Origin of the sequence: Flavobacterium flabelliforme (assembly GCF_017948675.1) — a bacterium.
GTDB classification, from domain to species: Bacteria; Bacteroidota; Bacteroidia; order Flavobacteriales; family Flavobacteriaceae; genus Flavobacterium; species Flavobacterium pygoscelis.
Genome location: NZ_JAGFBU010000001.1, coordinates 851,455 through 875,937, shown reverse-complemented (window position 1 = coordinate 875,937; position 24,483 = coordinate 851,455). Strand labels below are relative to the sequence as shown.

At 33.2% G+C, this 24,483-nt stretch carries 22 protein-coding genes and 1 tRNA gene; 15 read left to right on the top strand and 8 right to left on the bottom strand.

The genetic code is table 11. The features are described 5' to 3' along the window. The first annotated feature begins 44 nt into the window (after nucleotides 1-44). A complete protein-coding gene (locus tag J3S90_RS03880; protein ID WP_210644866.1) occupies nucleotides 45-716 on the top strand; it encodes an ATP-binding cassette domain-containing protein in 672 nt (223 codons plus the stop codon). Here the strand turns inward: J3S90_RS03880 and J3S90_RS03875 are convergent. Then, nucleotides 713-1,495 carry an alpha/beta fold hydrolase gene (locus tag J3S90_RS03875; protein WP_210644863.1) on the bottom strand — a complete coding sequence of 261 codons (783 nt, stop codon included), beginning with the start codon at nucleotides 1,493-1,495 and terminating at the stop codon, nucleotides 713-715. The genes J3S90_RS03880 and J3S90_RS03875 overlap by 4 nt on opposite strands. Before the next feature lie 112 nt (nucleotides 1,496-1,607). Here J3S90_RS03875 and J3S90_RS03870 point away from each other — a divergent pair, with 112 nt between their 5' ends. Beyond that, the gene (locus J3S90_RS03870) at nucleotides 1,608-2,843 is read left to right on the top strand and encodes an AbiH family protein (RefSeq protein ID WP_210644861.1); all 1,236 of its coding nucleotides are present in this window, start codon (nucleotides 1,608-1,610) and stop codon (nucleotides 2,841-2,843) included. 33 nt (nucleotides 2,844-2,876) lie between these two features. Here the strand turns inward: J3S90_RS03870 and J3S90_RS03865 are convergent, their stop codons facing one another. The 4 genes from J3S90_RS03865 to aceB form a co-directional block, all read right to left on the bottom strand. Beyond that, the gene (locus J3S90_RS03865) at nucleotides 2,877-3,677 is read right to left on the bottom strand and encodes a TIGR00266 family protein (RefSeq protein ID WP_210644859.1); all 801 of its coding nucleotides are present in this window, start codon (nucleotides 3,675-3,677) and stop codon (nucleotides 2,877-2,879) included. A 470-nt stretch (nucleotides 3,678-4,147) separates the two neighbouring features. Beyond that, on the bottom strand, nucleotides 4,148-5,440 hold the full coding sequence (locus J3S90_RS03860) for an aminopeptidase P family protein (protein WP_188049056.1): 1,293 nt from the start codon (nucleotides 5,438-5,440) through the stop codon (nucleotides 4,148-4,150). Between the two features lie 180 nt (nucleotides 5,441-5,620). Continuing rightward, nucleotides 5,621-6,901, bottom strand: coding sequence for an isocitrate lyase (gene aceA, locus J3S90_RS03855; RefSeq protein ID WP_188049055.1), 1,281 nt, complete (start codon nucleotides 6,899-6,901; stop codon nucleotides 5,621-5,623). 43 nt (nucleotides 6,902-6,944) lie between these two features. Further along, nucleotides 6,945-8,546 carry a malate synthase A gene (gene aceB / locus J3S90_RS03850; protein WP_210644857.1) on the bottom strand — a complete coding sequence of 534 codons (1,602 nt, stop codon included), beginning with the start codon at nucleotides 8,544-8,546 and terminating at the stop codon, nucleotides 6,945-6,947. A 161-nt stretch (nucleotides 8,547-8,707) separates the two neighbouring features. Here aceB and J3S90_RS03845 point away from each other — a divergent pair, with 161 nt between their 5' ends. The 4 genes from J3S90_RS03845 to J3S90_RS03830 all read left to right on the top strand — a co-directional run bounded on the left by J3S90_RS03845 (nucleotide 8,708) and on the right by J3S90_RS03830 (nucleotide 14,249). Next, on the top strand, nucleotides 8,708-10,189 hold the full coding sequence (locus tag J3S90_RS03845) for a helix-turn-helix domain-containing protein (RefSeq protein WP_210644855.1): 1,482 nt from the start codon (nucleotides 8,708-8,710) through the stop codon (nucleotides 10,187-10,189). A gap of 550 nt (nucleotides 10,190-10,739) precedes the next feature. After that, entirely contained in the window at nucleotides 10,740-11,405 is a 666-nt protein-coding gene (locus J3S90_RS03840) for a succinate dehydrogenase cytochrome b subunit (RefSeq protein WP_188049052.1), read from the top strand. A 12-nt stretch (nucleotides 11,406-11,417) separates the two neighbouring features. Next, on the top strand, nucleotides 11,418-13,418 hold the full coding sequence (locus tag J3S90_RS03835; RefSeq protein ID WP_210644853.1) for a fumarate reductase/succinate dehydrogenase flavoprotein subunit: 2,001 nt from the start codon (nucleotides 11,418-11,420) through the stop codon (nucleotides 13,416-13,418). A gap of 84 nt (nucleotides 13,419-13,502) precedes the next feature. After that, entirely contained in the window at nucleotides 13,503-14,249 is a 747-nt protein-coding gene (locus J3S90_RS03830; RefSeq protein ID WP_188049050.1) for a succinate dehydrogenase/fumarate reductase iron-sulfur subunit, read from the top strand. Between the two features lie 115 nt (nucleotides 14,250-14,364). On the opposite strand, the gene J3S90_RS03825 is transcribed toward J3S90_RS03830, so the two are convergent. Beyond that, nucleotides 14,365-14,928, bottom strand: a complete 564-nt coding sequence (locus J3S90_RS03825; RefSeq protein WP_210644851.1) for a hypothetical protein — start codon at nucleotides 14,926-14,928, stop codon at nucleotides 14,365-14,367. A gap of 70 nt (nucleotides 14,929-14,998) precedes the next feature. Here J3S90_RS03825 and J3S90_RS03820 point away from each other — a divergent pair, with 70 nt between their 5' ends. After that, nucleotides 14,999-15,766 (top strand): amidohydrolase, encoded by a 768-nt coding sequence (locus J3S90_RS03820; protein WP_210644849.1) that lies wholly within the window; start codon nucleotides 14,999-15,001, stop codon nucleotides 15,764-15,766. Nucleotides 15,767-15,771: 5 nt separating this feature from the next. Here J3S90_RS03820 and J3S90_RS03815 read toward each other — a convergent pair whose 3' ends face one another. Then, entirely contained in the window at nucleotides 15,772-17,427 is a 1,656-nt protein-coding gene (locus J3S90_RS03815; protein ID WP_210644847.1) for an Ig-like domain-containing protein, read from the bottom strand. 209 nt (nucleotides 17,428-17,636) lie between these two features. Here J3S90_RS03815 and mce point away from each other — a divergent pair, with 209 nt between their 5' ends. Next, nucleotides 17,637-18,038, top strand: coding sequence for a methylmalonyl-CoA epimerase (gene mce, locus J3S90_RS03810; protein WP_210644845.1), 402 nt, complete (start codon nucleotides 17,637-17,639; stop codon nucleotides 18,036-18,038). 143 nt (nucleotides 18,039-18,181) lie between these two features. Then, nucleotides 18,182-18,255: transfer RNA gene (locus J3S90_RS03805), tRNA-Ile, on the top strand. 458 nt (nucleotides 18,256-18,713) lie between these two features. On the opposite strand, the gene J3S90_RS03800 is transcribed toward J3S90_RS03805, so the two are convergent. Next, nucleotides 18,714-19,301, bottom strand: coding sequence for a riboflavin synthase (locus tag J3S90_RS03800; protein WP_210644843.1), 588 nt, complete (start codon nucleotides 19,299-19,301; stop codon nucleotides 18,714-18,716). A 58-nt stretch (nucleotides 19,302-19,359) separates the two neighbouring features. Between J3S90_RS03800 and pdxA the strand changes: the two genes are divergently transcribed. The 6 genes from pdxA to accC all read left to right on the top strand — a co-directional run bounded on the left by pdxA (nucleotide 19,360) and on the right by accC (nucleotide 24,341). Next, complete coding sequence (gene pdxA, locus J3S90_RS03795) at nucleotides 19,360-20,403, top strand: 4-hydroxythreonine-4-phosphate dehydrogenase PdxA (RefSeq protein ID WP_188049043.1); 1,044 nt, start codon at nucleotides 19,360-19,362, stop codon at nucleotides 20,401-20,403. A gap of 91 nt (nucleotides 20,404-20,494) precedes the next feature. Continuing rightward, nucleotides 20,495-21,043 carry a YceD family protein gene (locus J3S90_RS03790; protein WP_210644840.1) on the top strand — a complete coding sequence of 183 codons (549 nt, stop codon included), beginning with the start codon at nucleotides 20,495-20,497 and terminating at the stop codon, nucleotides 21,041-21,043. A gap of 9 nt (nucleotides 21,044-21,052) precedes the next feature. Beyond that, nucleotides 21,053-21,247: a 50S ribosomal protein L32 gene (rpmF, locus tag J3S90_RS03785; protein ID WP_007137315.1), complete on the top strand. Its 195-nt coding sequence runs from the start codon at nucleotides 21,053-21,055 to the stop codon at nucleotides 21,245-21,247. Between the two features lie 171 nt (nucleotides 21,248-21,418). Beyond that, nucleotides 21,419-22,417 carry a beta-ketoacyl-ACP synthase III gene (locus J3S90_RS03780; RefSeq protein WP_210644838.1) on the top strand — a complete coding sequence of 333 codons (999 nt, stop codon included), beginning with the start codon at nucleotides 21,419-21,421 and terminating at the stop codon, nucleotides 22,415-22,417. A gap of 23 nt (nucleotides 22,418-22,440) precedes the next feature. Continuing rightward, the gene (accB, locus tag J3S90_RS03775; RefSeq protein WP_210644837.1) at nucleotides 22,441-22,917 is read left to right on the top strand and encodes an acetyl-CoA carboxylase biotin carboxyl carrier protein; all 477 of its coding nucleotides are present in this window, start codon (nucleotides 22,441-22,443) and stop codon (nucleotides 22,915-22,917) included. A 77-nt stretch (nucleotides 22,918-22,994) separates the two neighbouring features. Next, a complete protein-coding gene (gene accC / locus J3S90_RS03770; RefSeq protein ID WP_188049039.1) occupies nucleotides 22,995-24,341 on the top strand; it encodes an acetyl-CoA carboxylase biotin carboxylase subunit in 1,347 nt (448 codons plus the stop codon). The last annotated feature ends 142 nt before the right edge of the window (nucleotides 24,342-24,483 follow it).

The following is a 24,483-nucleotide window of genomic DNA, read 5'->3' as shown; positions in this document are numbered from 1 at the left end:
TCAGTGTTCTTAATTTTGGTCCTTAATTTAATTATTAAATTGTTATGACTAAAAGCGTTTTAGAAGTGGATAGCGTTCAAAAACAATATAATGGGAAAATTATAATTTCAGATGTTTATTTGAAATGTGAGACGAATGAAGTTGTTGGAATTTTAGGTAGAAATGGTTCTGGGAAATCGACATTATTAAAAATTATTTTTGGTATCGAAGCTGCCGATTTTAAGTTTGTTCGTGTGGACGGTATTGTCAAAGCGAATACTAGCGCTTTAATTAACCAAATTAGTTACTTGCCGCAGTATAATTTTATTCCAAATTCTCTTTCCATCAAAAAGGTTATTGCATTATCTATTGCTAAAGATAAAATAGTGCATTTTTCTGCCGATGATATGATCCAATCCATGCTAACTAAGAAGATAAAGCATTTATCGGGAGGAGAATTACGGTATTTAGAAATTAAATTAATTCTGTACAATGATTCTAAGTTTGTTTTATTGGATGAGCCTTATAATGGCTTGTCGCCAATCATGATCGATAAAATTAATAATCTAATTATAGAAAAAGCATCAGTAAAAGGAATTATAATCACTGATCACAATTATGAAAATGTGATCAAAGTATCTACTAAATTAGCCTTGATGAAAGAAGGCAAAATGTTTCATCTAAAAAATAAAGAGGAATTGGTGGAACGCGGTTATTTGAGAGCTGGAATGATTTAAATTTTCTTAAAAAAGGCTATTAAAACTTTCAGTAAGTTTTCTTGGTTTTCAATATAGCTCATGTGGCCGTCTGCATAAGTTATGAGCTCTACTTTTGTTTGTTCTATTTGTTTACTAGTTTCGTGATAAGGAAGTACAGGATCCTTTTCTCCTAAAACCATTAAGATAGGAAATGTCGATAAGTGTAAAATAAGTTCGCGATCCGTTCTGATTTTCATTCCTTCCAACGAAGCAACAATTCCTTGTAATGGTGTTTTAAGGGCTTCTTTTTTTACTTTATCAATCTTTACTGCAAGTCTCTCTCTATTGTTTTCGCTAAATAAATTGGAAATAGATAAAGATATGAAATTTACGAAAGACTGTTTTACTGCTTTTACTGCTCGATCTCGATTTATTTTTCGTTCCTCATTGTCTGCTTTTGCGGTTGAGTTTAATAAAGCGATTCCTTTTATATATTCAGGATATAATTCGGCAAAAGCCAAAACTACATAACCACCCATAGAATGCCCTACAAAAAAAGCTTTGCGAATGCGAAGTTCTGATAAAACAGCATAAACGGCATCTGCGTGATCTTCCATCGAATGTACATAACCCAAACATTCTGATTCGCCATGGCCTAACAAATCTATAGTAATTACGCGATTTTTTTTGGCAAATTCTGGGACATAAAAATCCCACATAGTTTTATTTTCTAAAAAACCATGAAGTAAAACAATAGCAGTTCCTTTGCCAACATCGGTGTAAGAGATTTGTGTGTTTTTGAATTGGGTTTTTTTCAAAATGGAAAATTAAGTTTTTTGCAAAACTAAGATTTTAATTTTTTTAAACCCTATTAGAGTTATAAGTTAATATAAGAGAAAGTACTATATTTGAGAAAAGCACTTTTTAAAGATGAATAGACTTATTATTATCGGAAATGGATTTGATTTAGAGCATGGATTGCCTACTTCTTATAAGGATTTTATTGATGATTATTGGAAGAATATAAAATCTTCAAGTCATGAAGATGAATTTATTTCCTTTCAAAATATTGCTAAAGATGTAAAATTTGATGAAATTTCAAATTTATCAAGATTATCTAAACTAATTATGAAATATGATGAAAAAATTAAATTTGAAAATGCAGAGATATACCGTGAATATGGTAATAATTTAATGACCGGGAAATATCTACGAGAAGATATTTTAGTTTATAAAAATGATTTTTTTAAGCTAATTAATCAGAAAAATGTTGAAAATTGGGTTGATATAGAAAACGAGTATTTCATATTATTGAAAAAGATCATTAAATCAGAACATATCAAAAATTATGTATCAAAAGAAATTTTAATAAATGAACAAAAAAGTCAAACTAAAAAATTAAATAATGAATTTGAACAAGTAAAAATTCTGTTGGAAAAGTATTTGAACGATAGAGTATTGAATGTTTTCGATTTACAAATGTCGTCGTTCTCAAGAACTGAATCTTCTAAATTTCAAAAATTAATTACTCCAGTAGGCATGTTTTCAAATAAACTAGATTTATTAAATGAGTTTCATGAAAAAGATCATAAAGAAATTGAGGGTCAGCTTAACGAATCGAAGGGAATTGGTAAAAATCAAAGTCGTGTTCAAATATTAAATTTCAATTATTCTCGTACTCCAATTAGATATAGTAATAATACGGCGGATGAAATAGAAGTTAATTTTATTCATGGAATAATAGGTAATAAAGATGAAAATAAAATTAATTTCGGTTTTGGAGACGAAATGGATGAGGATTATAAAATAATTGAAAATATAAATGATAATGAATATTTGAGGAATTTTAAATCATTTTTATATCTTCAAAATTCTAATTATAAAAGTCTATTAGATTTTATTGAAAATGATAAATTTCAAATTTATATCATGGGTCATTCTTGTGGCTTGTCTGACAGAACTTTACTGAATACAGTTTTTGAGCATGATAATTGTCGATCTATAAAGGTATTTTATCATGAAAGAGAAGACGGCACAGATAATTATACTGAGATTATTCAAAATATATCTAGACATTTTAATAAAAAGAAGTTGATGAGAGAAAAAATAGTTAATAAAACGCTATGCCAACCATTACCGCAAATTCAACTGCTACGATATAAATAATATGGCTCTCATTTCTGAAAGCCATTTAAAATTTTAAAATCGGTTATCGCCATCTAATAAATTGCCCAATCCGCCTAATAAATTGCCTTCTTCACGACTTTTTCCGCCAGCTCTGGGTGCCGATGCAATTATTCTATCAGCTAGTCTGCTAAAAGGTAAAGATTGGATATATACTGTTCCTGGCCCACGAAGTGTGGCATAGAATAATCCTTCGCCACCAAAAATAGAATTCTTGATTCCGCCTATAAATTCAATATCATAATCGACATCTTTCGTGAATCCTACGATACAACCAGTGTCTACTTTTAGGATTTCACCAACTGCTAATTCTTTTTTGGCTAATGTTCCTCCAGAATGCACAAACGCCATTCCGTCGCCTTCTATTTTTTGCATGATAAAACCTTCGCCACCAAATAAGCCACGACCTAATTTTTTAGAAAATTCGATTCCGATAGCAACTCCTTTTGCAGCACAAAGGAAAGAGTCTTTCTGACAAATAAATTTTCCTCCAAAATGTGTTAAGTCTATTGGGATAATTTTTCCGGGATAAGGAGCAGCAAATGAAACTTTGCTTTTTGTGTTATTCTGATTGATGAAGGCGGTCATAAACAGACTTTCGCCAGTTAATACTCGTTTTCCAGCACTTAATAATTTGTCAAATATAGTATTTTGTTGTGCCGATCCATCGCCAAATATAGTTTGCATCTGGATATTATTGTCCATCATCATAAAACTGCCCGCTTCGGCAATTACTATTTCTTGTGGATCTAATTCTATTTCTACATATTGCATTTCCTCGCCAAATATGTGATAATCTATTTCGTGTGCTTGCATGATTGTATGTTTTAAGTTTATTATTTCTTTTTTAGTTCTAACAATATTTTTGTGTGATTCATTTACCGCACAGACATAATGTTATTGTTTTGATAATTAAAAGTAAACAAAGTCTTTGTAACCTCCATAACTAACAAATCCTTAGACTAATATTATTCCTTGTGAAAGTTCATTTTTTTTAAAATTATTACAAAAAAACTAAAACAATAGGTTTGTTAAATAGGTCTAAAATAGATAGGTAAAGTTACATTTTTAGAAATTTTTTTAGAATTGGCGACATTGAAATTGATTTTTTCTCGCAAACCGCGCAAGGGATAGCAACGAAAAGCCCACAGCTTCGCATTTTTATGCGTTGCGAGGACTTGTAGTGAATAGCCCGACCCAACTGTAGTTTACGGAAGTTGGGTTGCGCCCAAAAAAAATCGGTTTACATTGCTGCAAACCGATTTGTGATCTATAATTAAAGGGTATTAAGAATTCATTAATTCCTCAATTTCTTCGATTTCGATAGGAATGTTACGCATCATATTGAAGGGTTCGCCACTTTCTTGAACGATTAAATTATCTTCTAATCTAATTCCGAAACCTTCAGCAGGGATATATATTCCTGGTTCAACAGTAAAAACCATATTAGCTTGCATTGGTTCTGTTAGAATCCCGTAATCGTGCGTGTCTAAGCCCATGTGGTGTGAAGTTCCGTGCATGAAATATTTCTTGTACGCTGGCCAGTCTGGATTTTCGTTCTGAACATCAGCTTTGTCAATTAAGCCCAAACCAAGTAATTCTGAAGTCATGATTTTCCCTACTTCAATATGGTATTGTTTCCATAATGTTCCTGGAGTAAGCATTTTTGTAGCTTCATTTTTCACCCTTAAAACGGCGTTGTAAACGTCTTTTTGTCTGTTTGAATATTTTCCTGATACTGGAATTGTTCGGGTCATGTCACTAGAATAATTAGCATATTCTGCCGCAACATCCAGTAATATTAAATCTCCCGCTTTACATTGTTGGTTGTTTTCAATATAATGCAAAACGTTTGCATTATTTCCGGAAGCAATAATTGGCGTGTAAGCAAATCCTTTAGAGCGATTTCGAACAAATTCATGAATCAGTTCGGCTTCAATTTCATATTCGGTTACGTTAGGTTTAACAAAAGAAAGTAATCTTCTAAAACCTAGCTCGGTAATATTACATGCATTTTGAATTAAATCGAGCTCTTCTGTTTCTTTTACAGAACGCAAACGCTGTAATATTGGGTTACTTTTTGCGACTGTATGTGCTGGATATTTGTCTTTCCACCATTTTACAAAACGAGCTTCACGAGTTTCTGTTTCTACAGTGGCACGGTAATGCTCATTGGTATTGATATAAATAGTATCAGAATGTGTCATCATTTCGAATAAAATCTTTTCGAAATCTTGTAACCAATAAACGGTTCTAATTCCAGAAACTTCAAAGGCGCGTTCTTTTGTGAGTTTTTCGCCTTCCCAAATCGCAATAAGTTCGCTTGTTTCTTTTAGGAATAAAATTTCTCTTTGGTGCTCATAAGGAGCATCTGGAAAAAGTAATAAGATGCTTTCTTCTTGATCTACACCACTTAGATAAAAAATGTCTCGGTGTTGTGCAAAGGGTAAAGTACTATCAGCAGAAACGGGATATATATCGTTTGAGTTGAAAATCGCAACACTTTTTGGCTTCATTTGAGCCATGAACTTTGCGCGATTTTTTATGAATAAACTGCGATCAATTTGATGGTATTTCATAACAATTCGTTTTAAACTTTTAATTACTCAAAAATACTAAGTTTATATCGTTTTAAGTTATGCATTTGGTAAAATTTAATACAAAAGACAAAGCATATCATTTAAAATTAAATTTTAAATGATATGCTTTGTCTAGATTCTATAATTATTTATAGTCTGTGCTGTCTTTTTTGAATAATATTAAAACTGTGCGGCTTCAGTTGAATCTTTCATCGCAGTAGTAGATGATTTTCCTATAGTTACAGTGTTTTGCACGGCATCAAAATAAGAGGTTCCTACAAACCCTTGGTGTTTAACTGCTTTAAAACCGTGTTGCTGCAAAGCAAATTCGCGCTCTTGCAATTCAGAATAACCAGCCATTCCTCTTTCTTTATACGCTTTTGATAGTTCAAACATACTTGTATTCAAGGCGTGGAAACCTGCTAATGTAATAAACTGAAATTTATAACCCATTGCAGCAAGATCTTCCCTAAAAGTTTCCATTTCAGCCACTGATAATTTTGCAGCCCAGTTGAAAGAAGGAGAACAATTGTATGCTAACATTTTTCCTGGAAATTTAGCATGAATTCCTTCTGCAAATTTTCTAGCATAATCTAAATCAGGATTGCTAGTTTCCATCCAAATTAAATCAGCATAAGGTGCGTAACTTAATCCTCTGTCAATGCCTTGTTCTACGCCACAATTTACATAGAAAAATCCTTCTCCAGTTTTTTCTCCTGTAATGAATTTTGCATCTCTAGGATCAATGTCACTCGTAAGTAAATTGGCTGCATCTGCATCTGTTCTTGCTACCACAATGGTTGGTGTTCCCATAACATCTGCTGCTAAACGGGCAGCTATGAGTTTGTTGATTGCTTCTTGTGTAGGTACTAATACTTTTCCGCCTAAATGACCGCATTTTTTTGCAGAACTCAATTGATCTTCAAAATGAACTCCAGCAGCACCAGCCTCAATCATGGCTTTCATTAATTCAAAAGCATTTAAATTTCCACCAAAACCAGCTTCGGCATCTGCAACTATTGGAACTAAATATTCTTTTTTATCCGCAGTTCCATTTACCACTTGTATTTGGTCAGCTCGCAACAATGCATTGTTTATTCTTTTTACTACTAAGGGAACACTATTAGCAGGATATAAGGACTGATCAGGATACATTTCCCCAGCTACATTGGCATCAGCTGCAACTTGCCAACCACTCAAGTATATGGCGTCAAGTCCGGCTTCTACTTCCTGAATGGCTTGGTTTCCTGTTAACGCACCAAGACCAGCTACAAAGTCTTGGGCATTTAATTTATTCCAAAGATTGTTTGCTCCAATTCTGGCTACACTATGTTCTATTTGGTAAGATCCTTGTAATTTTACTACTTCTTCAGCAGTGTAAGGGCGCTGAATTCCTTCCCATCTTGGGTTTGTAAGCCAATCAGTAACTAATTCTTGTATTCTTGTTTCTGTAGTTTTCATTTTTGTATTTTTTTGGTTGTGTGTTAATAGTTTTTAATATGTTTTATAGATATTTATATCCTGGAATAGTCAGAAACTCGATGAATTTATCGTTTACGACTAAGATGTCTAGTAATTGTTCTGCTAATCTGTATTTTTGTTTATCGTGATTTTCGTCACCCACTAATTCTCTAATTTTTTCAAATTCCTCCATCGCCAAACGATGATAGTATTTTTCGCAGAGTACTTTTTGATTGTCCAAAACTACTTTGTTTTGAAGCCATTGCCACAACTGTGATCTCGATATTTCGGCAGTAGCAGCATCTTCCATTAAATGGTGTAATGCAGCAGCGCCTTGTCCGTTAAGCCAAGAGGCCATATATAAAACAGATATACTAATGTTTTTTCGAACACCTTCTTCAGTAATGGTTCCTTTTGGAGTTTCAAGCAAATCGCTTTCTGTAATGTTTAAATCCGCTCTCTTGATGTGAATTTGATTTTTTGTTGGCATGTAGTTGTCAAAAACCTTCATGGCTAACGGAACTAAATCTGGATGAGCCACCCAGGTGCCATCATGACCATTTTTCACTTCTCTTTCTTTATCAGCAATTACTTTATCAAAAGCAATTTTGTTAGCATCTTCGTTGTTTTTAATCGGAATTTGTGCTGCCATTCCGCCTATTGCATGGATGTTGCGCTTGTGGCATCTCTGAATTACCAATTGCGAATAAGCACTCATAAAAGGAGCTGCCATTGTAACCTGATCTCTATTTGGAACTATAAATGCAGGTTTTTTTCGTAATTTCTTGATGTAGGAAAAAATATAATCCCAACGTCCGCAATTCAATCCCACAATATGATCTCTTAATTCGTAGATGATTTCATCCAATTGAAAACTGGCAGTAATCGTTTCTATTAAAACGGTAGTTTTAAAAGTCCCTTTTTTTACACCTAAATACTCTTGCGTAAATTCGAAGACTTCGTTCCACCATCTTGCTTCTAAATAATGTTCCAATTTTGGAATATAAAAATAAGGAGCCGTTCCGTTTTCTATAAGTTGTTTGTGATTATGAAATGCGTAAAGTCCAAAATCGATCAAAGATCCTGAGGTTTGTTCTTGATTTATCAAAATATGCTTTTCAGATAAATGTAAACCTCTTGGTCGCACTATTAAAACTGCAGTTTTTTCGTTTAAAGTGTATTTTTTATTTTTTAGCTTGTCTTCTAAAGTGATTGTTTTATTGACTGCGTCTTTTAAGTTTTGTTGGCCATTCATCAGATTGCTCCAAGTGGGTGAAGTGCTGTCTTCAAAATCTGCCATAAAAGTTCTAGCGCCAGAATTTAAGGCGTTGATCACCATTTTTCGGTCTACGGGTCCTGTTATTTCAACTCTTCGATCCATTAAATCATTTGGAGTCTGAGCTGCTTCCCAATTTCCTTCTCTAATACTTTTCGTTTCAACAGGGAATTGAGGTAACGCACCTTTATCAAACAAGGCTTGTTGCTTTTCTCTCTCCGATAAAAGTTCAAGTCTTTTTTTATTGAATTTTTCATGAAGTAAAGACAAAAAAGTCATTGCTTCGCCAGTTAAGATCTCCGGATAGTATTCGGTAGTTTCTTTTGAGAAATTTAACAAATTTTCAGAATATACTTCTTTTAAATCCATTTTTAAACGTTTTTAATTTAACACTTATGATTTTTGTTTGAGAATATTTCATTCTTGAACATTGCAATACTACAAAAAGTTTTTTATAAAACAAGCGAACGTACGCTAAAATTGAAAAATATTTTTTTTGCGTAAGAATTTAATTTTTCTATCTTTGAAATATGAACATTGAAAAGGATTATATTAAACTGATTTTTGGGTTAAAACTAAAACAAGCGCGTACCAATAAGAATTTATCTTTGTTTGGTTTAGCCAAGATTACGGATTTGTCAAAATCGTATTTAAACGAAATTGAAAAAGGCAAAAAGTATCCTAAAACAGATAAGATTGTTCTTTTGGCTGAAAAATTAGAAGTTTCCTATGACCACATGGTTTCATTAAAATTAGATAACAATCTTGCGCCTATTGGAGAAATTTTGAAATCGGGTATTTTAAAAGAGATTCCATTAGAAGTTTTTGGTATTCAAGAAAATGATTTGATCGATATCATTGCAAATGCTCCTGCAAAAGTGAATGCGTTTATCAGTACGATTATCGAAATTGCACAGCATTATAACCTCACAAGAGAAAGCTTTTTTTTGGCAGCTTTGCGATCGTATCAAGAAGCACACAATAATTATTTTGAAGATTTAGAGCAAAAAGTATTAGATTTTTCTAAAGCTTTTCATGTAAATATCGAAACTACAATTTCTATTGATGAACTAGCAGCCATACTTACAGAAGAATATGGGTATACTATAAAAGAATTGGTTTTTTCTGAGCAAAATGAATTAGGAGATTTAAGATCAATATTTGTGCCTAAGAGTAAAACTTTATTGCTTTCGGAAGGTATCGATGAGCCTCAAAAAGCATTTATATTAGCCAAAGAAATTGCGTACAATTTTCTTGAAATTACGGAGCGATTGTACACTTTTAGCTGGATTAAATTTGATAATTTTGATCAGGTTTTAAATAATTTTTATGCCTCTTATTTTGCGGGAGCATTGCTGATACAAAGACAAAAACTGATCGATGAATTAAATTTATTTTTGGCCAAAAAGAATCCGAAGCCACAGGAAATGATTGCTTTAATGAGTAGTTTTAATGTTTCTCCAGAATCTTTTTATCAAAGATTAACGAATATTTTGCCTAAGGATTTTCAATTAAAAAATCTCTTTTTTCTAAGGATGTCTCACAAAATTGGAACCGATACATATCAAATAAAAAAAGAACTACACATTACCAATCAGCAAGAGCCTCATGCAAATGAAATGAATGAGCATTATTGCCGAAGATGGGTTTCTATTCGTACTATTGAAGAATCTTTAGCGCAGAAAAAGAGTCATTTTTTTGATGCCCAAATATCTAGTTATGATAATAGTAAGAATGAATATTTAGTTTTTTCATCTGCCACGCCGGATCCTTTTAAAGAAGATTGTATTCGAAGTATTTCTGTTGGAATTTTGATCACTCCTGCGGTTAAGAAAAAATTTAAATTCATGGAAGACGATGCTTTAGCCAAGCAAGTTGTTGGAGTTACTTGTGAAACTTGTGCAGTTAAGAATTGTTTAGAAAGAGCTTCTCCTCCCATTCAATTAGAGCAGAAAATAAGAAATGAAAATACGGATTCTATTGTGCAACAATATGTTGCAAAATATAGTTAATTTAAAATATTTTTTAAATTTCAATTAAAGACAATGCATCTCTTTTTTTGCTAATTATTAGCATAAAAATTCAACTCGTTTTTTTAACAAGGATTTTTTATAATCAATTTTTAAGTTTTTTTAATTGTGAAAATTGGTATGTTTTAATTTAAAAAAAATAGTTTTTCATTGTTCTTTTTATATTCTATAATCGATTTTGAAATTAAATAAAAAAGAGAATAATCGCGTTGCTTTGTTACTAAAAATCTGGCATTATAGATTTTTTTTATGACTTTAAAAATTTTATATGATTTTAATTATAGAATTGTTATTTTTAAGTTGTTTTTATTGCTTTTTTTTAAAATATACTTTCAAAGTTGGAAAGAATTTTCATAGCTTTTTTGTTTAACTATTTTGAAGTATTTTTTCAAAACAGCCTTGCTATTTAAGGAATTCTCGGAATTTTAGATAAAACACTTTAAATTCATTATAAATAACATTTAAAAGGTTGTAGGTACTGTCTAATTGGTTTATTTTTGTAATATTTTTTAAAACAAATTATTCTAATATTATGGCAAAATCTGCATTATTGAAGTCGTCAATAGCTAAAAAAGTAGCAATGGCGCTTTCAGGAATCTTTTTGATGTTGTTTCTAGCACAGCATTTCTTCATTAACATGACGTCGGTTTTTAGTTCGTCTACTTTTAATTCTATTTCTCATTTCATGGGAAACAATCCGTTGGTTCAATATGTTATTCAGCCAATATTAATTCTTGGAGTGATTTTTCACTTTATAATGGGTATTGTTCTAGAGCTTAAAAATAGAAGTGCAAGACCAATTGCGTATGCTAAAAACAACGGAGCGGCTAATTCTTCTTGGTCTTCAAGAAATATGATTATCACTGGATTGGTGATTTTTGCATTTTTAGGAGTTCACTTTTATGATTTTTGGTTTCCGGAAATGGTTTACAAGTATGTTGATGTTAATCCATTAAACGAGACAAGATATTTCCACGAATTAGTGGCGAAATTTGAAAGTCCGGTTCGTACTGCTTTGTACTGTGTATCTTTCCTTTTATTGTCATTACACTTGTGGCACGGTTTCAATTCTTCAATGCAATCAGTGGGTTTCAACAATAAGTATTCCCGTTCATTACATAAATTAGGATATGTTTTCGCGATAGTAGTTCCTTTCGGATTTATTTTTATTGCATTATTTCATCATTTCAATCATTAATATTCAATTATAATGGCATTAGATTCAAAAATTCCAAATGGTCCAATTGCGGACAAATGGACAAATTATAAAGATCATATTAATTTAGTTAACCCTGCTAACAAACGTAACCTAGATGTTATTATTGTTGGTACAGGATTAGCTGGAGGTTCAGCGGCTGCAACATTAGCAGAGTTAGGATATAACGTAAAAGCGTTTTGTTTTCAGGATTCACCTCGTCGTGCGCACTCAATTGCTGCACAAGGTGGTATCAACGCTGCAAAAAATTACCAAGGAGACGGAGATTCAACTTTTAGATTGTTTTACGATACTGTAAAAGGGGGAGATTACCGCGCTCGTGAAGCCAACGTACACCGTTTAGCTGAAGTTTCTACTAATATTATCGACCAATGTGTGGCTCAAGGGGTTCCATTGGCACGTGAATACGGTGGATTGTTAGACAACCGTTCTTTTGGTGGAGCGTTGGTTTCTAGAACTTTTTATGCTAGAGGTCAAACAGGTCAACAACTTTTATTAGGTGCTTATTCTGCAATGAACCGTCAAATAGGTCGTGGAAAAATAAAAATGTACAACCGTCACGAAATGCTAGATTTAGTAATCGTAAACGGAAAAGCAAGAGGTATTATTGCTCGTAACTTGATTACTGGTGAAATCGAAAGACATTCAGCACACGCTGTAGTAATTGCATCTGGTGGTTACGGAAATGTATTTTTCCTTTCTACAAATGCAATGGGATCTAATGCTACTGCAGCTTGGAAAATTCACAAAAAAGGAGCATTCTTCGCCAATCCTTGCTACACACAAATTCACCCAACTTGTATTCCAGTTTCTGGAGATCACCAATCGAAATTGACTTTAATGTCAGAATCATTGCGTAATGACGGTCGTATTTGGGTTCCTGCAAAATTAGAAGATGCGCAAGCTATTCGTGAAGGAAAAAAGAAACCAACAGATTTAACGGAAGCAGAAAGAGATTATTACTTGGAAAGAAGATATCCAGCTTTTGGAAACTTAGTGCCTCGTGATGTTGCATCTCGTGCAGCAAAAGAGCGTTGTGATGCAGGTTATGGTGTAAATAAAACTGGTGAAGCCGTTTATCTTGATTTTGCTGCGGCAATTCAACGTTACGGAAAAGAACAAGTTTTAATTCACCATTTAGATGCTAACGATAAAGAGTTAATCATTAAATTAGGAACTGAAGTAGTTTCTAACAAATATGGTAACTTGTTCCAAATGTATTATAAAATCGTTGATGAGGATCCGTATAAAACTCCAATGATGATATATCCAGCAGTTCACTACACTATGGGTGGTACTTGGGTTGATTATAATTTACAAACTACAATTCCAGGTTGTTTCTCTATTGGAGAATCTAACTTCTCTGATCACGGAGCTAACAGATTAGGAGCTTCTGCTTTGATGCAAGGTTTAGCTGATGGTTATTTTGTATTGCCTTACACAATAGGTGATTATTTATCTCCTGATATTAAAATGGGACCAATCTCTACTGATACTCCTGAATTTGCAGCAGCAGAGAAAAATGTGAAAGACCAAATCGAAAGATTCATGAACACTAACGGAACACATTCTGTTGACTATTTTCATAGAAAATTAGGAAAAATTATGTGGGATAAAGTTGGAATGGCACGTAACGAAAAAGGATTAAATGAAGCGATCGCAGAAATTGCAGCTTTACGTGAAGAATTTTACAAAGACGTAAAAATCCCTGGTGTTGCTAATGGTTTTAATCAAGAATTAGAAAAAGCGACTCGTGTTGCCGATTTCTTAGAATTAGGAGAATTGTTCGCTAAGGATGCATTACATCGTAATGAATCTTGTGGGGGTCACTTCCGTGAAGAATATCAAACTCCAGAGGGTGAAGCGCAACGTGATGATGAAAATTTCGCGTATGTAGCAGCTTGGGAATATACAGGAAAACCTAGTGATGCTGTTTTACACAAAGAGCCATTAGTGTTTGATAACGTGAAACTAGTTCAGAGAAATTATAAATAGAAATTAGTCCCAAGTCTAAAGTTCAAAGGCCTGAAATATAGCGCTTTTGAAATTCGGCTTTCTGACTTTCAAACTAATAAAAGTATGAAACTTACATTAAAAATATGGCGTCAAAAAAACGCCCAAGATAAAGGAGCAATGGTCGATTATCAAATCGACGGAATTGAGCCAGACATGTCATTCCTTGAAATGCTTGATGTTTTCAATCAAGATTTAATGAGTAAAGGTGGCGAACCAGTTGCATTTGATCATGACTGTCGCGAAGGAATTTGCGGAATGTGTTCTTTGTACATCAATGGTGAAGCACACGGACCAGATAGAGGAGTAACGACTTGTCAGTTACACATGCGTATGTTTAAGGATGGTGATACGATTACAATCGAGCCTTTCCGTGCAGCTGCATTTCCAGTAATCAAAGATTTAGTAGTCAACAGAAGTGCTTTTGATAGAATTCAGCACGCTGGTGGATTTATATCGGTAAACACTTCAGGGAATACGATCGATGCAAATGCAATTCCAATTAAAAAGGAAGATGCTGATAATGCATTTGATGCTGCTGCTTGTATAGGTTGCGGAGCTTGTGTCGCTACTTGTAAAAACTCATCTGCAATGTTATTTGTTGCTGCTAAAGTTTCTCAGTATGCACTTTTACCACAAGGTAGACTTGAAGCTACAGATCGTGTGTTAAACATGGTAGCACAAATGGATACTGAAGGTTTTGGTAACTGTACTAATACAGGAGCTTGTGAAGTAGAATGTCCAAAAGGAATTTCTTTAGAAAATATTGCTCGTATGAACAGAGAATATTTATCAGCAAGTTTGAAAGGATAATTTTCCATATATTCTTTGTCAGTTCGAGCGTAGTCGAGAACATGCAGAGAATCTACATTATAAAAAACGCATTCATTTATTTGAATGCGTTTTTTTTTAATTTATTCAGATGTTCTTAGTCTTTCCATCCCCAAGGTGCCGAAGGAGTTGGAACTGTTTTTGTTAAATCGAATTTTACTGTAAAAAGTCGGTCGGAGCCAATTCTTCTTAAATTATAAGTAAATGAAGTTTCGTCTAAAGTAATCCACCAAACATTAGCAGCTGCATTTGGAAGTAAATCACACGTTTTTTGATCTGCCGGAAAAAACTGGAGTGTTGATGAACCAGAATTAGTTGTTGTTCCGCCATATTGGGTAATTTTATCTTCGGATCCATCTTCATGACGGTGATCATGTTTGAGTTCGATTCGGTCGTTTTTATACGTGAACACCCAAGTTCTACTTTTATCATCTGCTACAAAAAATGGAATTCGAATTGTGTTTTTATCGCAATTACGAACGTGCATCACTAGTTTTTTATTACGAAAAGCATCGTTGTCAGTTCCTTCTGTTACTTGGCCTTCAAAAGATTTTCCACATTGTTGTTGTAAATTTTTCCAAAATTGTTTTGCTCCTGATTTCTCTTGGCTAAATGCAAAAATAGAGAAAAGTATTGTGCATAAAACGAGTGTCTTTTTCATGTCTTTTTTTTGCTAATATAAGGAACATAAAGTACTGTTATTATGCTTAATTTTATGAAAAAATAAAAAGATGCAAGTTGTACTAATTCAAGCTCCTTTGGTTTGGGAAAATCCAAAATTAAATCGCGATTATTTCGAAGAGAGAATTAATGCTATCTATGAAAATGTCGATCTTATTGTGCTTCCGGAAATGTTTACAACCGGATTTACAATGAATCCTAGTGCTATTTCGGAGACTATGCAAGGCGAAACGGTTTTGTGGATGCAATCTTTGGCGAAAGCCAGAAATAGCGCTATAACGGGAAGTATTATTGTCGAGGAAAAAGGTAATTTTTATAATAGAATGCTATTTGTATTTCCTTTGGGTGAAATACAGCATTATGATAAAAGACATTTGTTTACGCTTGCTGGCGAAGACAAGGTGTATACCGCTGGAACTCAAAAATTAATTGTTGAATATCTAGGTTGGAAAATATGTCCTCTGGTTTGTTATGATTTGCGTTTTCCTGTTTTTTCTAGAAATATTGAAGAGTATGATTTACTGATTTATGTAGCAAGTTGGCCAAAAGTTAGAATATCTGCTTGGGATGCTTTATTGAAAGCACGAGCAATTGAAAACGTAAGTTATGTAGTTGGAGTCAACAGAACAGGTGAAGATGCGAGTGGACATAATTATATTGGTCATTCTCAAGTGTTGGATTACTTAGGAGATTACGTAGTAGTTCCACAAGAAGAGGAAGTTGCTTTTAGTGTAAAATTGGATAAAACAAAGTTAATTGAAATGCGTAAAAAGTTTTCATTTCTAAATGACAGAGATGTTTTTGAACTTAAAAACTAAAAGTTCTACTTTTTCTTATTGTCTGTTTTCTTTTTTACTTCTGGTGAATAAGGTATACTCAAATCAAAAACTTGCTCAACATCCCAATTGGCTCTAACGTCAATTTCCTTTGAAAAATAAATTACTTCTTCAGAATAACGTTTCTCTAGATAGTTTCCTGAATCGTAAATTCTATTTTTGTTATCGTCATAAATAGCTCTCAATGTGAATTGAGTAGGCTCTAAAAGATTAAAATCTATTGTTGTGTTGCTTTCCGTATATTCTGAGGCTAAAACTTCTCCTTTAGCATTAGTTAGTTCTATGATTAAAGGGAATTGTTTGACATTCTCCAGTTTTATTTTGAGATTCCCATAATCAGAAGCGTTTTGAGTATTTACTTTATAGGATAAAGTGTCGTTCGTTTTGTCAAAAAAATCAGTTAAACCACCGGGTAAAATTGAGAATGTATATTTTTCTGATGGTTCTTTTTTAAAGTCAAAAAATATTTTTTGATTGAATTCGTCATATTCAGTTGTAAAAGCAACAGCAACAGAGTCTTTGTTAATCAATTTTATTTTTGATTTGTCAAATTTCACTATTGGCGTGGCGGTTTCTAACGTAAATCGATTTCTAAAATGCAATGTTCCGGTATAGGTAGGTGTAATGCTTAAGGTATCTTTTTTTTGATCTTTAATTTTAAATTTAAAGTCAGTTGCATATTTTTCTTTGCTAACCGATAAGGCTAAGGAATCTACTTTTAGAGGTTTAAACCATATTTGAAGAGAATCTTTTTTAGGAAATTGAGTAACAACTGTTGTTAGAATTTCGTTGTTGTTTTTCAAAATTAACTTTGGTCTGGTATTCGCTAAAATCATATTCCCTTCATAACCCATTATAAGTCTGTTTCCAGATGCTTGTGTAGGTTTAAAAGCTTTAAAAGGTAAGGCTTCTTTGAATAACTCTAATTCGTACAGGGTATCATTTGGAACTGTGATGTATTGCTTATAAAAACCAATTTTATCTGTTTTTGGATTGTATTTATTATTGTTGTTTACGTCTTTCATTGCCACAAGAAGGTATTTTCCAGACTTTAAATTTTCTAAGCGAAAGGTTTTTAGGCTATCTAATGTATTGGTTACATATCTTGGAGTTTCTTTGTAAACAACAGAATCTTTAAAAGTATCGTTAACTTCGTAAAGCATTACCGATACAAATGGTTCTATTTCTTTGTCATAGGCACTTTTGATCTTTCCGCCAAGGCTTAAGGAATCAACATAAGCGCCTGTAGAGAACACATATTTGAATTGGTTTAATGGATTCCCTTCGTTGTTATCAGCGATACTTTGTCCAAAATTAAAACTATAAGTCGTATTGGGTTGTAAGGTGTCTTTTATTTTTATAGTAATGTATTTACTTGCCGTAGTTGGAAGAATCAACGGCTCGTTTTTCATTGGAGGTGAAATAATTAGTTGTTTGTTTAAATTTTTTAATTTAATATTTTCATCAAATACTAACTTAATTTGATCTCCTTTGAAGTTGGTGTTAAAGTTTTCTGGAAAACTCATTTTTAAGACAGGAGCAATGGTATCTTTTAAGCCTCCAGTGATAGAGCCTCTTTTGGCACAGCCAATAACTATGAAAAGGAATAATAAAGAGACGTATTTTAAATTGTTTTTCAACATATCAAATCAAATTAGAATCTACAAAATAACAATTATAATTAATGTGATTCCAGTTTTTATAAAATTATTATGAAGGATTTAGTTTAGCTTCCTTTTTTAAGAGCGCTGTTTTTATGTATTTAATGTTTATTTTTACATTAATAAATAGGCGTAGTAGTAATAAGTAAATTTCTTTCGTACTGCGCTACAATCTATTCAATATATAAAAAATGAGAAAAATAGAACACATTGGTATCGCTGTTAAGGATTTAGAAGTATCGAATTTAGTTTTCGAAAAACTTTTTGGCGTTCCAGCCTATAAATTTGAAGAAGTACAAAGCGAGGGAGTAACTACATCTTTCTTTATGAATGGTCCCAATAAAATTGAGCTTTTGGCGGCTACTAGTCCAGAAAGTCCCATTGCTAAGTTTTTAGAGAAAAAAGGAGAGGGAATCCATCACATCGCTTTCGATGTTGAAGATATAGTTTCAGAAATTAATCGGTTGAAAGGAGAAGGATTTATTGTACTGAATGAAGTTCCTAAAAAAGGAGCGGATAATAAGCTGGTTGCCTTCATGCATCCTAAAAGTACAAATGGAGTGCTAATTGAATTGTGTCAAGAAATAAAATAAATCTGTTTTTAGATTTGTGAGTATTCTTCTAGCATTCAGTTAGTTTGAATTTAGAAGTTTTTAATTAGTGAATTTTATTAAAATCTAATTAAAAAAAAGTTGTAACAAATCAAAAATAGTAGTAATATTGCAAACTCTAAACCGGTCCTATAGCTCAGCTGGTTAGAGCACCTGACTCATAATCAGGTGGTCCCTGGTTCGAGCCCAGGTGGGACCACTAGTAAAATCAAGCCTTTACAGCAATGTAAGGGCTTTTTTATTTGCGCTCATTAGAGTCGAAAATGGTTGTAAACAGTATTTTTGTAATTATTGTTTTTTTTTGTTAAAAGTAAACGCTTAATTTGTAGTGAATTAATTTTAATTAAAATCTTCTTGTAAAAAGAGTATTTTGTTATTTACAAGTCATGAAAATCACTAAAAAAATCACAGGAAGTTTACTGGTATTCTTTATGGGGATTATGATTATGGTTGCTGAGACGCCGCCATCACCACCTATGAGATCACCTAGGGCTTTACCTCCGCCGCCCCCACCTCGTGGATTTCCTATTGATGATAATATTTATATATTACTTATAATCGCTTTACTCTTTGGAGTTTATATTGTATATGAAAGTAAATTTAAAACAAAAACTCCAATTTAATTTGGAGTTTTTGTTTTAAAAAAATATTATGTTTCTACTTATTACTGTATAATCGACTTACATATTTTCCGATTACATCGAATTCTAAATTTATTTTGGTGCCTACTTCGAATGATTTAAAGTTTGTGTGCTCGTGTGTGTAAGGAATTATCGCGACACTAAATTCGTTTTTCTTAGAATTTACCACTGTTAAGCTGACGCCATTTACAGTAATTGAGCCTTTCTCAATGGTAATGTTATTAAGTGTTTCGTCGTATTCAAAACTATAAAGCCAACTTCCATTAGTTTCTTCTGCTAGTATGCAGGTGCCTGTTTGGTCCACATGCCCTTGAACTATATGTCCGTCAAGTCGGTCCCCTAGTTTCATGGCTCTCTCAAGATTCACGCTGTCGCCAACTTTCCAAGAACCTAAGTTTGTTTTTTTTATTGTCTCATCAATTGCAGTTACGGTGTAGGAGTTGTTTTTTATGGCTACAACAGTAAGGCAAATTCCGTTATGAGCAACACTTTGATCAATCTGAAGTTCGCTTGTAATTGAGGAATCCATTGTGATGTGTACGTTGGTGTTCTCTTTTTTTATTTCTTGGATAGTGCCAAGCGTTTCTATAATTCCTGTAAACATTTCTTGTTTTATTTTACTAAATTTGCACTTCAAAATTAGCAATAAATAACGGTATGTCATGATGAAAAAAGCAGAAAATATAATCGTAGGAATTTCTATCGGGGATTTAAACGGTATTGGAAGCGAGGTTGTTTTAAAAACATTTGAGGATACTCGTATGTTAGAGTTGTGTACTCCGGTGATATTTGCGAATGTAAAGCTATTGTCGTTTGTTAAAAAAGGGTTTCAATCGACCTCTTTATTGCATGGAATTGACAAATTAGATCAGATCGTTGTTGGTAAAATTAATGTCCTTAATCTTTGGAGAGAAGGCGTAGACTTAAAGCTAGGAGAAAATGACCCAAAAGCAGGAGAATATGCTATAAAGTCGTTTGTAGCAGCAACCAAAGCTTTAAAAGAAGGACTTGTAGACGTTTTGGTTACAGCACCAATAAATAAATATAATGTGCAGTCGGATGAGTTTAAGTTTCCAGGACATACTGATTATTTAGATCAAGAACTAGAGGGAAATGCGCTGATGTTGATGGTTCAAGATAATCTAAGAGTTGGTTTATTAACCGATCACATTCCTTTAAACGAGGTGGCTTCGCATCTTACAGAAGAATTAATTAGAAAAAAAATTGAAACGGTTAAGTTGTCATTAATACAAGATTTTAGTATCAACAAACCAAAAATTGCCGTTTTAGGTTTAAATCCTCATTGTGGAGATGGCGGGGTTATCGGAACAGAAGACGATTTAATTATAAAGCCTGCTTTGAAAAAATTATTTGATAAAGGAACTTTGGTTTTCGGTCCTTTTGCAGCGGATGGTTTTTTTGGTAGCAATCAATATGAGAAATACGATGCTGTTATAGCGACGTATCATGATCAAGGATTGATTCCTTTTAAGACATTGTCGTTTGGTAATGGCGTAAATTACACAGCTGGTTTAAATAAAATTAGAACTTCGCCAGATCACGGTACTGCTTATGATATTGCTGGGAAAGGAATTGCAGACTATAACTCCTTTAAAGAAGCGGTATATCTGGCATTGGATATTTATAATTCCAGAAATCAGTATGCCGAAATCAGTCAAAAACCACTAAAAACAAAAGAAAAGTAGTTGTGAACAAAAAAAAGTGAATAAGATTATTAGATTTGCAATAATTTTATATCTTTGCACTCCCGAAGTTTAGGGTCAAAATGTTGTGGAAATGAAGAATACTAAAGAATATTTAATTCCTTTTATAGGATTAAAGCCAGGAAAACATCATTTTGAGTATCAAATAAATAATGCGTTCTTTGAAATCTTTGATTATAGTGAATATCAAAATTCAGATATCAAAGTAAACGTAGTTTTAGAGAAAAAAAGTACGCTGTTAGAATTGGCTTTTGAGCATAAAGGAGTTGTAAATGTACCTTGCGATCTAACAAGTGAAGATTTTGATTTGCCGATAAAAGGCAAGATGAAGTTAATTGTTCGTTTTGGCGAAGAATTTAACAATGAAAATGAAGAATTATTGATTTTGCCTCATGGAGAATTTGAGATAGACGTTGCGCAATATATTTATGAAATGATTGTATTGTCGGTGCCTTTAAGAAGAGTTCATCCTGGCGTTAAAGACGGAACTTTGAAAACCGAAGCCTTGACGAAACTCAATGAGTTGGCCGTAAAAGAAGTAAGCATAGAAGAAGAGAATAAAGAAGAAGAAAATATAGACCCACGTTGGGACAAATTAAAGCAACTATTAACGGATAAATAATATAGTAAAATGGCACATCCTAAGAGAAAAATCTCCAAAACAAGAAGAGATAAGAGAAGAACACATTACAAAGCTACTGTAGCTCAAATCGCTACATGTCCTATCACTGGAGAGGCGCATTTGTATCACAGAGCTTACTGGCATGAAGGTAAAATGTACTACAGAGGGCAAGTTGTTATAGATAAATCTGTAGCTGTTGCTTAATACATTTTGCAAATAATATTCGAACTCTCACATCGTGAGAGTTTTTTTGTTCTTTATGATTTTTGTTAAATATGAAGTTTCAATTCATAGAAAACGGAATTTTTTTTGTAATTTTCAAGTCTTTTAAAAATTTTCAAATGGTAGCATTTGACTAGAAATAAATTGCACACAATGAATAAAATCACAGCCGCAATTACCGCTGTTGGAGCCTATGTTCCTGACTTTGTACTTACTAACAAAGCGCTCGAAGTAATGGTGGATACCAATGACGAATGGATTACCTCTCGTACAGGAATAAAAGAAAGAAGAATTCTTAAGGATGATAGTAAAGGAACTTCATTTTTAGCTATAAAAGCAGCTCAAGATTTATTAGCCAAAGCTAATATTGATCCGCTTGAAATAGACTTGCTAATAATGGCAACTGCAACACCAGATATGCCCGTTGCTGCAACAGGAGTTTATGTCGCTACTGAAATCGGAGCTACAAACGCTTTTGCTTACGATTTACAAGCAGCTTGTTCTAGTTTCTTATTCGGTATGTCAACAGCTGCTGCGTATATAGAGTCTGGAAGATATAAAAAAGTACTTTTAATTGGTGCGGATAAAATGTCATCTATTGTAGATTATACCGATCGATCAACTTGTATCATTTTTGGTGATGGAGCAGGAGCAGTATTGTTTGAGCCCAATTACGAAGGATTAGGACTGCAAGATGAATACCTTCGAAGTGATGGAATAGGTAGAGATTTTTTGAAAATTGACGCAGGTGGTTCGCTTAATCCAACCTCTTTAGAAACAATAAAAGAGAACAGACACAACATTATTCAAGACGGTAAAACTGTTTTTAAATATGCTGTAACAAACATGGCAGATTCTAGTGAATTGATTCTGAAAAGAAATAATTTAACTAATGAAAATGTTGACTGGTTAATTCCTCATCAAGCTAATAAACGTATTATCGATGCTACAGCAAACCGAATGAATCTAGAAGATTCAAAGGTGCTAATGAATATTGAGAAATACGGAAATACAACCTCAGCTACATTACCATTAGTACTGAGCGATTTCGAACATGTATTTAAAAAAGGAGATACATTAATTTTTGCTGCCTTTGGTGGTGGTTTCACTTGGGGTTCTATTTATCTAAAATGGGCTTACGATAAAAAATAAATTTAAACTAAAAACAAATAATCATGGATTTAAAAGAAATTCAAAATCTAATTAAGTTTGTAGCAAATTCAGGAGTTGCAGAGGTTAAGTTAGAGATGGATGATGTAAAAATCACTATTAGAACAACCTTAGAAGGTAATGTAACAGAGACTACTTATGTACAGCAAATGGCAGCTCAAGCAACACTTCAGCAAGCAGTAGCGCCTCAAGCAGTTGCTCCAGTAGCAGCAGCAGAAGCGCCAGTAGCAGAAAACTCTCATTACATAACTATAAAATCTCCAATTATTGGAACTTTTTATAGAAAACCATCTCCAGATAAACCAATGTTTGTTGAAGTAGGTAAAACAATCGCTCAAGGAGATGTTCTTTGTGTTATTGAAGCAATGAAATTATTCAACGAAATTGAATCTGAAATTTCTGGTAAAATTGTTAAAATTTTAGTAGATGATATGTCACCAGTTGAATTTGACCAACCTTTATTCTTAGTAGATCCATCATAACATTTTTAGATTCCAAATTTCCAAATCCCAATGTTGGAGGTTTGGAATTTATTATTTGAATTTTAAATTAAAAAAAGATGTTTAAAAAAATATTAATTGCAAATAGAGGCGAGATTGCATTGCGTATCATTAGAACTTGCAAGGAAATGGGTATTAAAACAGTAGCTGTTTATTCTACTGCTGATGCTGAAAGTTTACATGTAAAGTTTGCTGACGAAGCAGTTTGTATTGGCCCACCTCCAAGTAATTTATCTTACTTGAAGATGTCAAATATAATTGCGGCTGCTGAAATTACAAATGCTGATGCAATACATCCAGGATACGGTTTTCTATCTGAAAATGCAAAGTTTTCTAAAATTTGTCAAGAACACGGCATCAAATTTATTGGAGCTTCTCCAGAAATGATTGATAGAATGGGAGATAAGGCTTCTGCTAAATCTACTATGATTGAGGCAGGTGTACCTTGTGTTCCTGGTTCGGTTGGGATTTTAGAATCGTACGAGGAAGCTTTAAAATTATCTAAAGAGTTTGGTTTTCCAGTAATGCTAAAAGCTACGGCTGGAGGTGGTGGAAAAGGGATGCGTGCCGTTTGGAAGGAAGAAGAGTTATTAAAAGCTTGGGAAAGTGCTCGTCAAGAGTCTGCTGCAGCTTTTGGTAATGATGGTATGTATTTAGAAAAATTAATTGAAGAGCCTAGACATATAGAAATTCAAGTTGTAGGTGATTCTTACGGTAAAGCCTGTCACCTTTCTGAAAGAGATTGTTCTGTTCAGAGACGTCATCAAAAATTGACTGAGGAAACTCCTTCACCATTTATGACGGATGAATTACGTCAAAAAATGGGTGCAGCGGCTGTAAAAGCAGCAGAATTTATTAAATATGAAGGAGCTGGTACTGTAGAATTTTTGGTAGATAAACACCGTAACTTCTATTTCATGGAGATGAATACGCGTATTCAAGTGGAGCATCCAATTACAGAACAAGTTATAGATTATGACTTGATCCGTGAGCAAATTATGGTTGCGGCTGGAGTTCCAATTACTGGTAAGAATTATTTACCTAAATTACATGCAATCGAATGCAGAATAAATGCTGAAGATCCATATAATGATTTCCGTCCCTCTCCAGGAAAAATTACTACACTGCATATGCCAGGAGGTCACGGAGTGCGTTTAGATACTCATGTGTATTCAGGATATACTATTCCGCCAAATTATGATTCTATGATTGCCAAGTTGATTACAACAGCGCAAACTCGTGAAGAAGCGATTAGTAAAATGAGAAGAGCATTAGATGAATTCGTAATAGAAGGTATAAAAACTACTATTCCTTTTCATAGACAGTTAATGGATGATCCTCGCTATATCGCAGGTGATTACACAACTGCATTTATGGATACTTTTAAAATGAACGATCCAGAATAAAAAATATATTTTATTTATAAAGACCTTACAGCAATGTAAGGTCTTTTTTTTTGATTTTTTTTAGATAAATGGTTTTGATTTGTGTAAAATTTACCCAAGTTCCTAATCCTTTTACCCAATTTATACATCTTAGTTATAAACT

Excerpts from the sequence above, each read along its gene's own strand:
- J3S90_RS03840 (WP_188049052.1), top strand. The coding sequence starts at position 10,740 with ATGGCAAAATCTGCATTATTGAAGTCGTCAATAGCTAAAAAAGTAGCA.
- J3S90_RS03835 (WP_210644853.1), top strand. The coding sequence starts at position 11,418 with ATGGCATTAGATTCAAAAATTCCAAATGGTCCAATTGCGGACAAATGG.
- J3S90_RS03830 (WP_188049050.1), top strand. The coding sequence starts at position 13,503 with ATGAAACTTACATTAAAAATATGGCGTCAAAAAAACGCCCAAGATAAA.
- J3S90_RS03780 (WP_210644838.1), top strand. The coding sequence starts at position 21,419 with ATGAATAAAATCACAGCCGCAATTACCGCTGTTGGAGCCTATGTTCCT.
- J3S90_RS03790 (WP_210644840.1), top strand. The coding sequence starts at position 20,495 with ATGAAGAATACTAAAGAATATTTAATTCCTTTTATAGGATTAAAGCCA.
- J3S90_RS03845 (WP_210644855.1), top strand. The coding sequence starts at position 8,708 with ATGAACATTGAAAAGGATTATATTAAACTGATTTTTGGGTTAAAACTA.
- aceA (WP_188049055.1), bottom strand. The coding sequence starts at position 6,901 with ATGAAAACTACAGAAACAAGAATACAAGAATTAGTTACTGATTGGCTT.
- rpmF (WP_007137315.1), top strand. The coding sequence starts at position 21,053 with ATGGCACATCCTAAGAGAAAAATCTCCAAAACAAGAAGAGATAAGAGA.
- accC (WP_188049039.1), top strand. The coding sequence starts at position 22,995 with ATGTTTAAAAAAATATTAATTGCAAATAGAGGCGAGATTGCATTGCGT.
- J3S90_RS03800 (WP_210644843.1), bottom strand. The coding sequence starts at position 19,301 with ATGTTTACAGGAATTATAGAAACGCTTGGCACTATCCAAGAAATAAAA.
- accB (WP_210644837.1), top strand. The coding sequence starts at position 22,441 with ATGGATTTAAAAGAAATTCAAAATCTAATTAAGTTTGTAGCAAATTCA.
- pdxA (WP_188049043.1), top strand. The coding sequence starts at position 19,360 with ATGATGAAAAAAGCAGAAAATATAATCGTAGGAATTTCTATCGGGGAT.
- mce (WP_210644845.1), top strand. The coding sequence starts at position 17,637 with ATGAGAAAAATAGAACACATTGGTATCGCTGTTAAGGATTTAGAAGTA.
- J3S90_RS03815 (WP_210644847.1), bottom strand. The coding sequence starts at position 17,427 with ATGTTGAAAAACAATTTAAAATACGTCTCTTTATTATTCCTTTTCATA.
- J3S90_RS03820 (WP_210644849.1), top strand. The coding sequence starts at position 14,999 with ATGCAAGTTGTACTAATTCAAGCTCCTTTGGTTTGGGAAAATCCAAAA.
- J3S90_RS03860 (WP_188049056.1), bottom strand. The coding sequence starts at position 5,440 with ATGAAATACCATCAAATTGATCGCAGTTTATTCATAAAAAATCGCGCA.
- J3S90_RS03880 (WP_210644866.1), top strand. The coding sequence starts at position 45 with ATGACTAAAAGCGTTTTAGAAGTGGATAGCGTTCAAAAACAATATAAT.
- J3S90_RS03870 (WP_210644861.1), top strand. The coding sequence starts at position 1,608 with ATGAATAGACTTATTATTATCGGAAATGGATTTGATTTAGAGCATGGA.
- J3S90_RS03865 (WP_210644859.1), bottom strand. The coding sequence starts at position 3,677 with ATGCAAGCACACGAAATAGATTATCACATATTTGGCGAGGAAATGCAA.
- J3S90_RS03825 (WP_210644851.1), bottom strand. The coding sequence starts at position 14,928 with ATGAAAAAGACACTCGTTTTATGCACAATACTTTTCTCTATTTTTGCA.
- aceB (WP_210644857.1), bottom strand. The coding sequence starts at position 8,546 with ATGGATTTAAAAGAAGTATATTCTGAAAATTTGTTAAATTTCTCAAAA.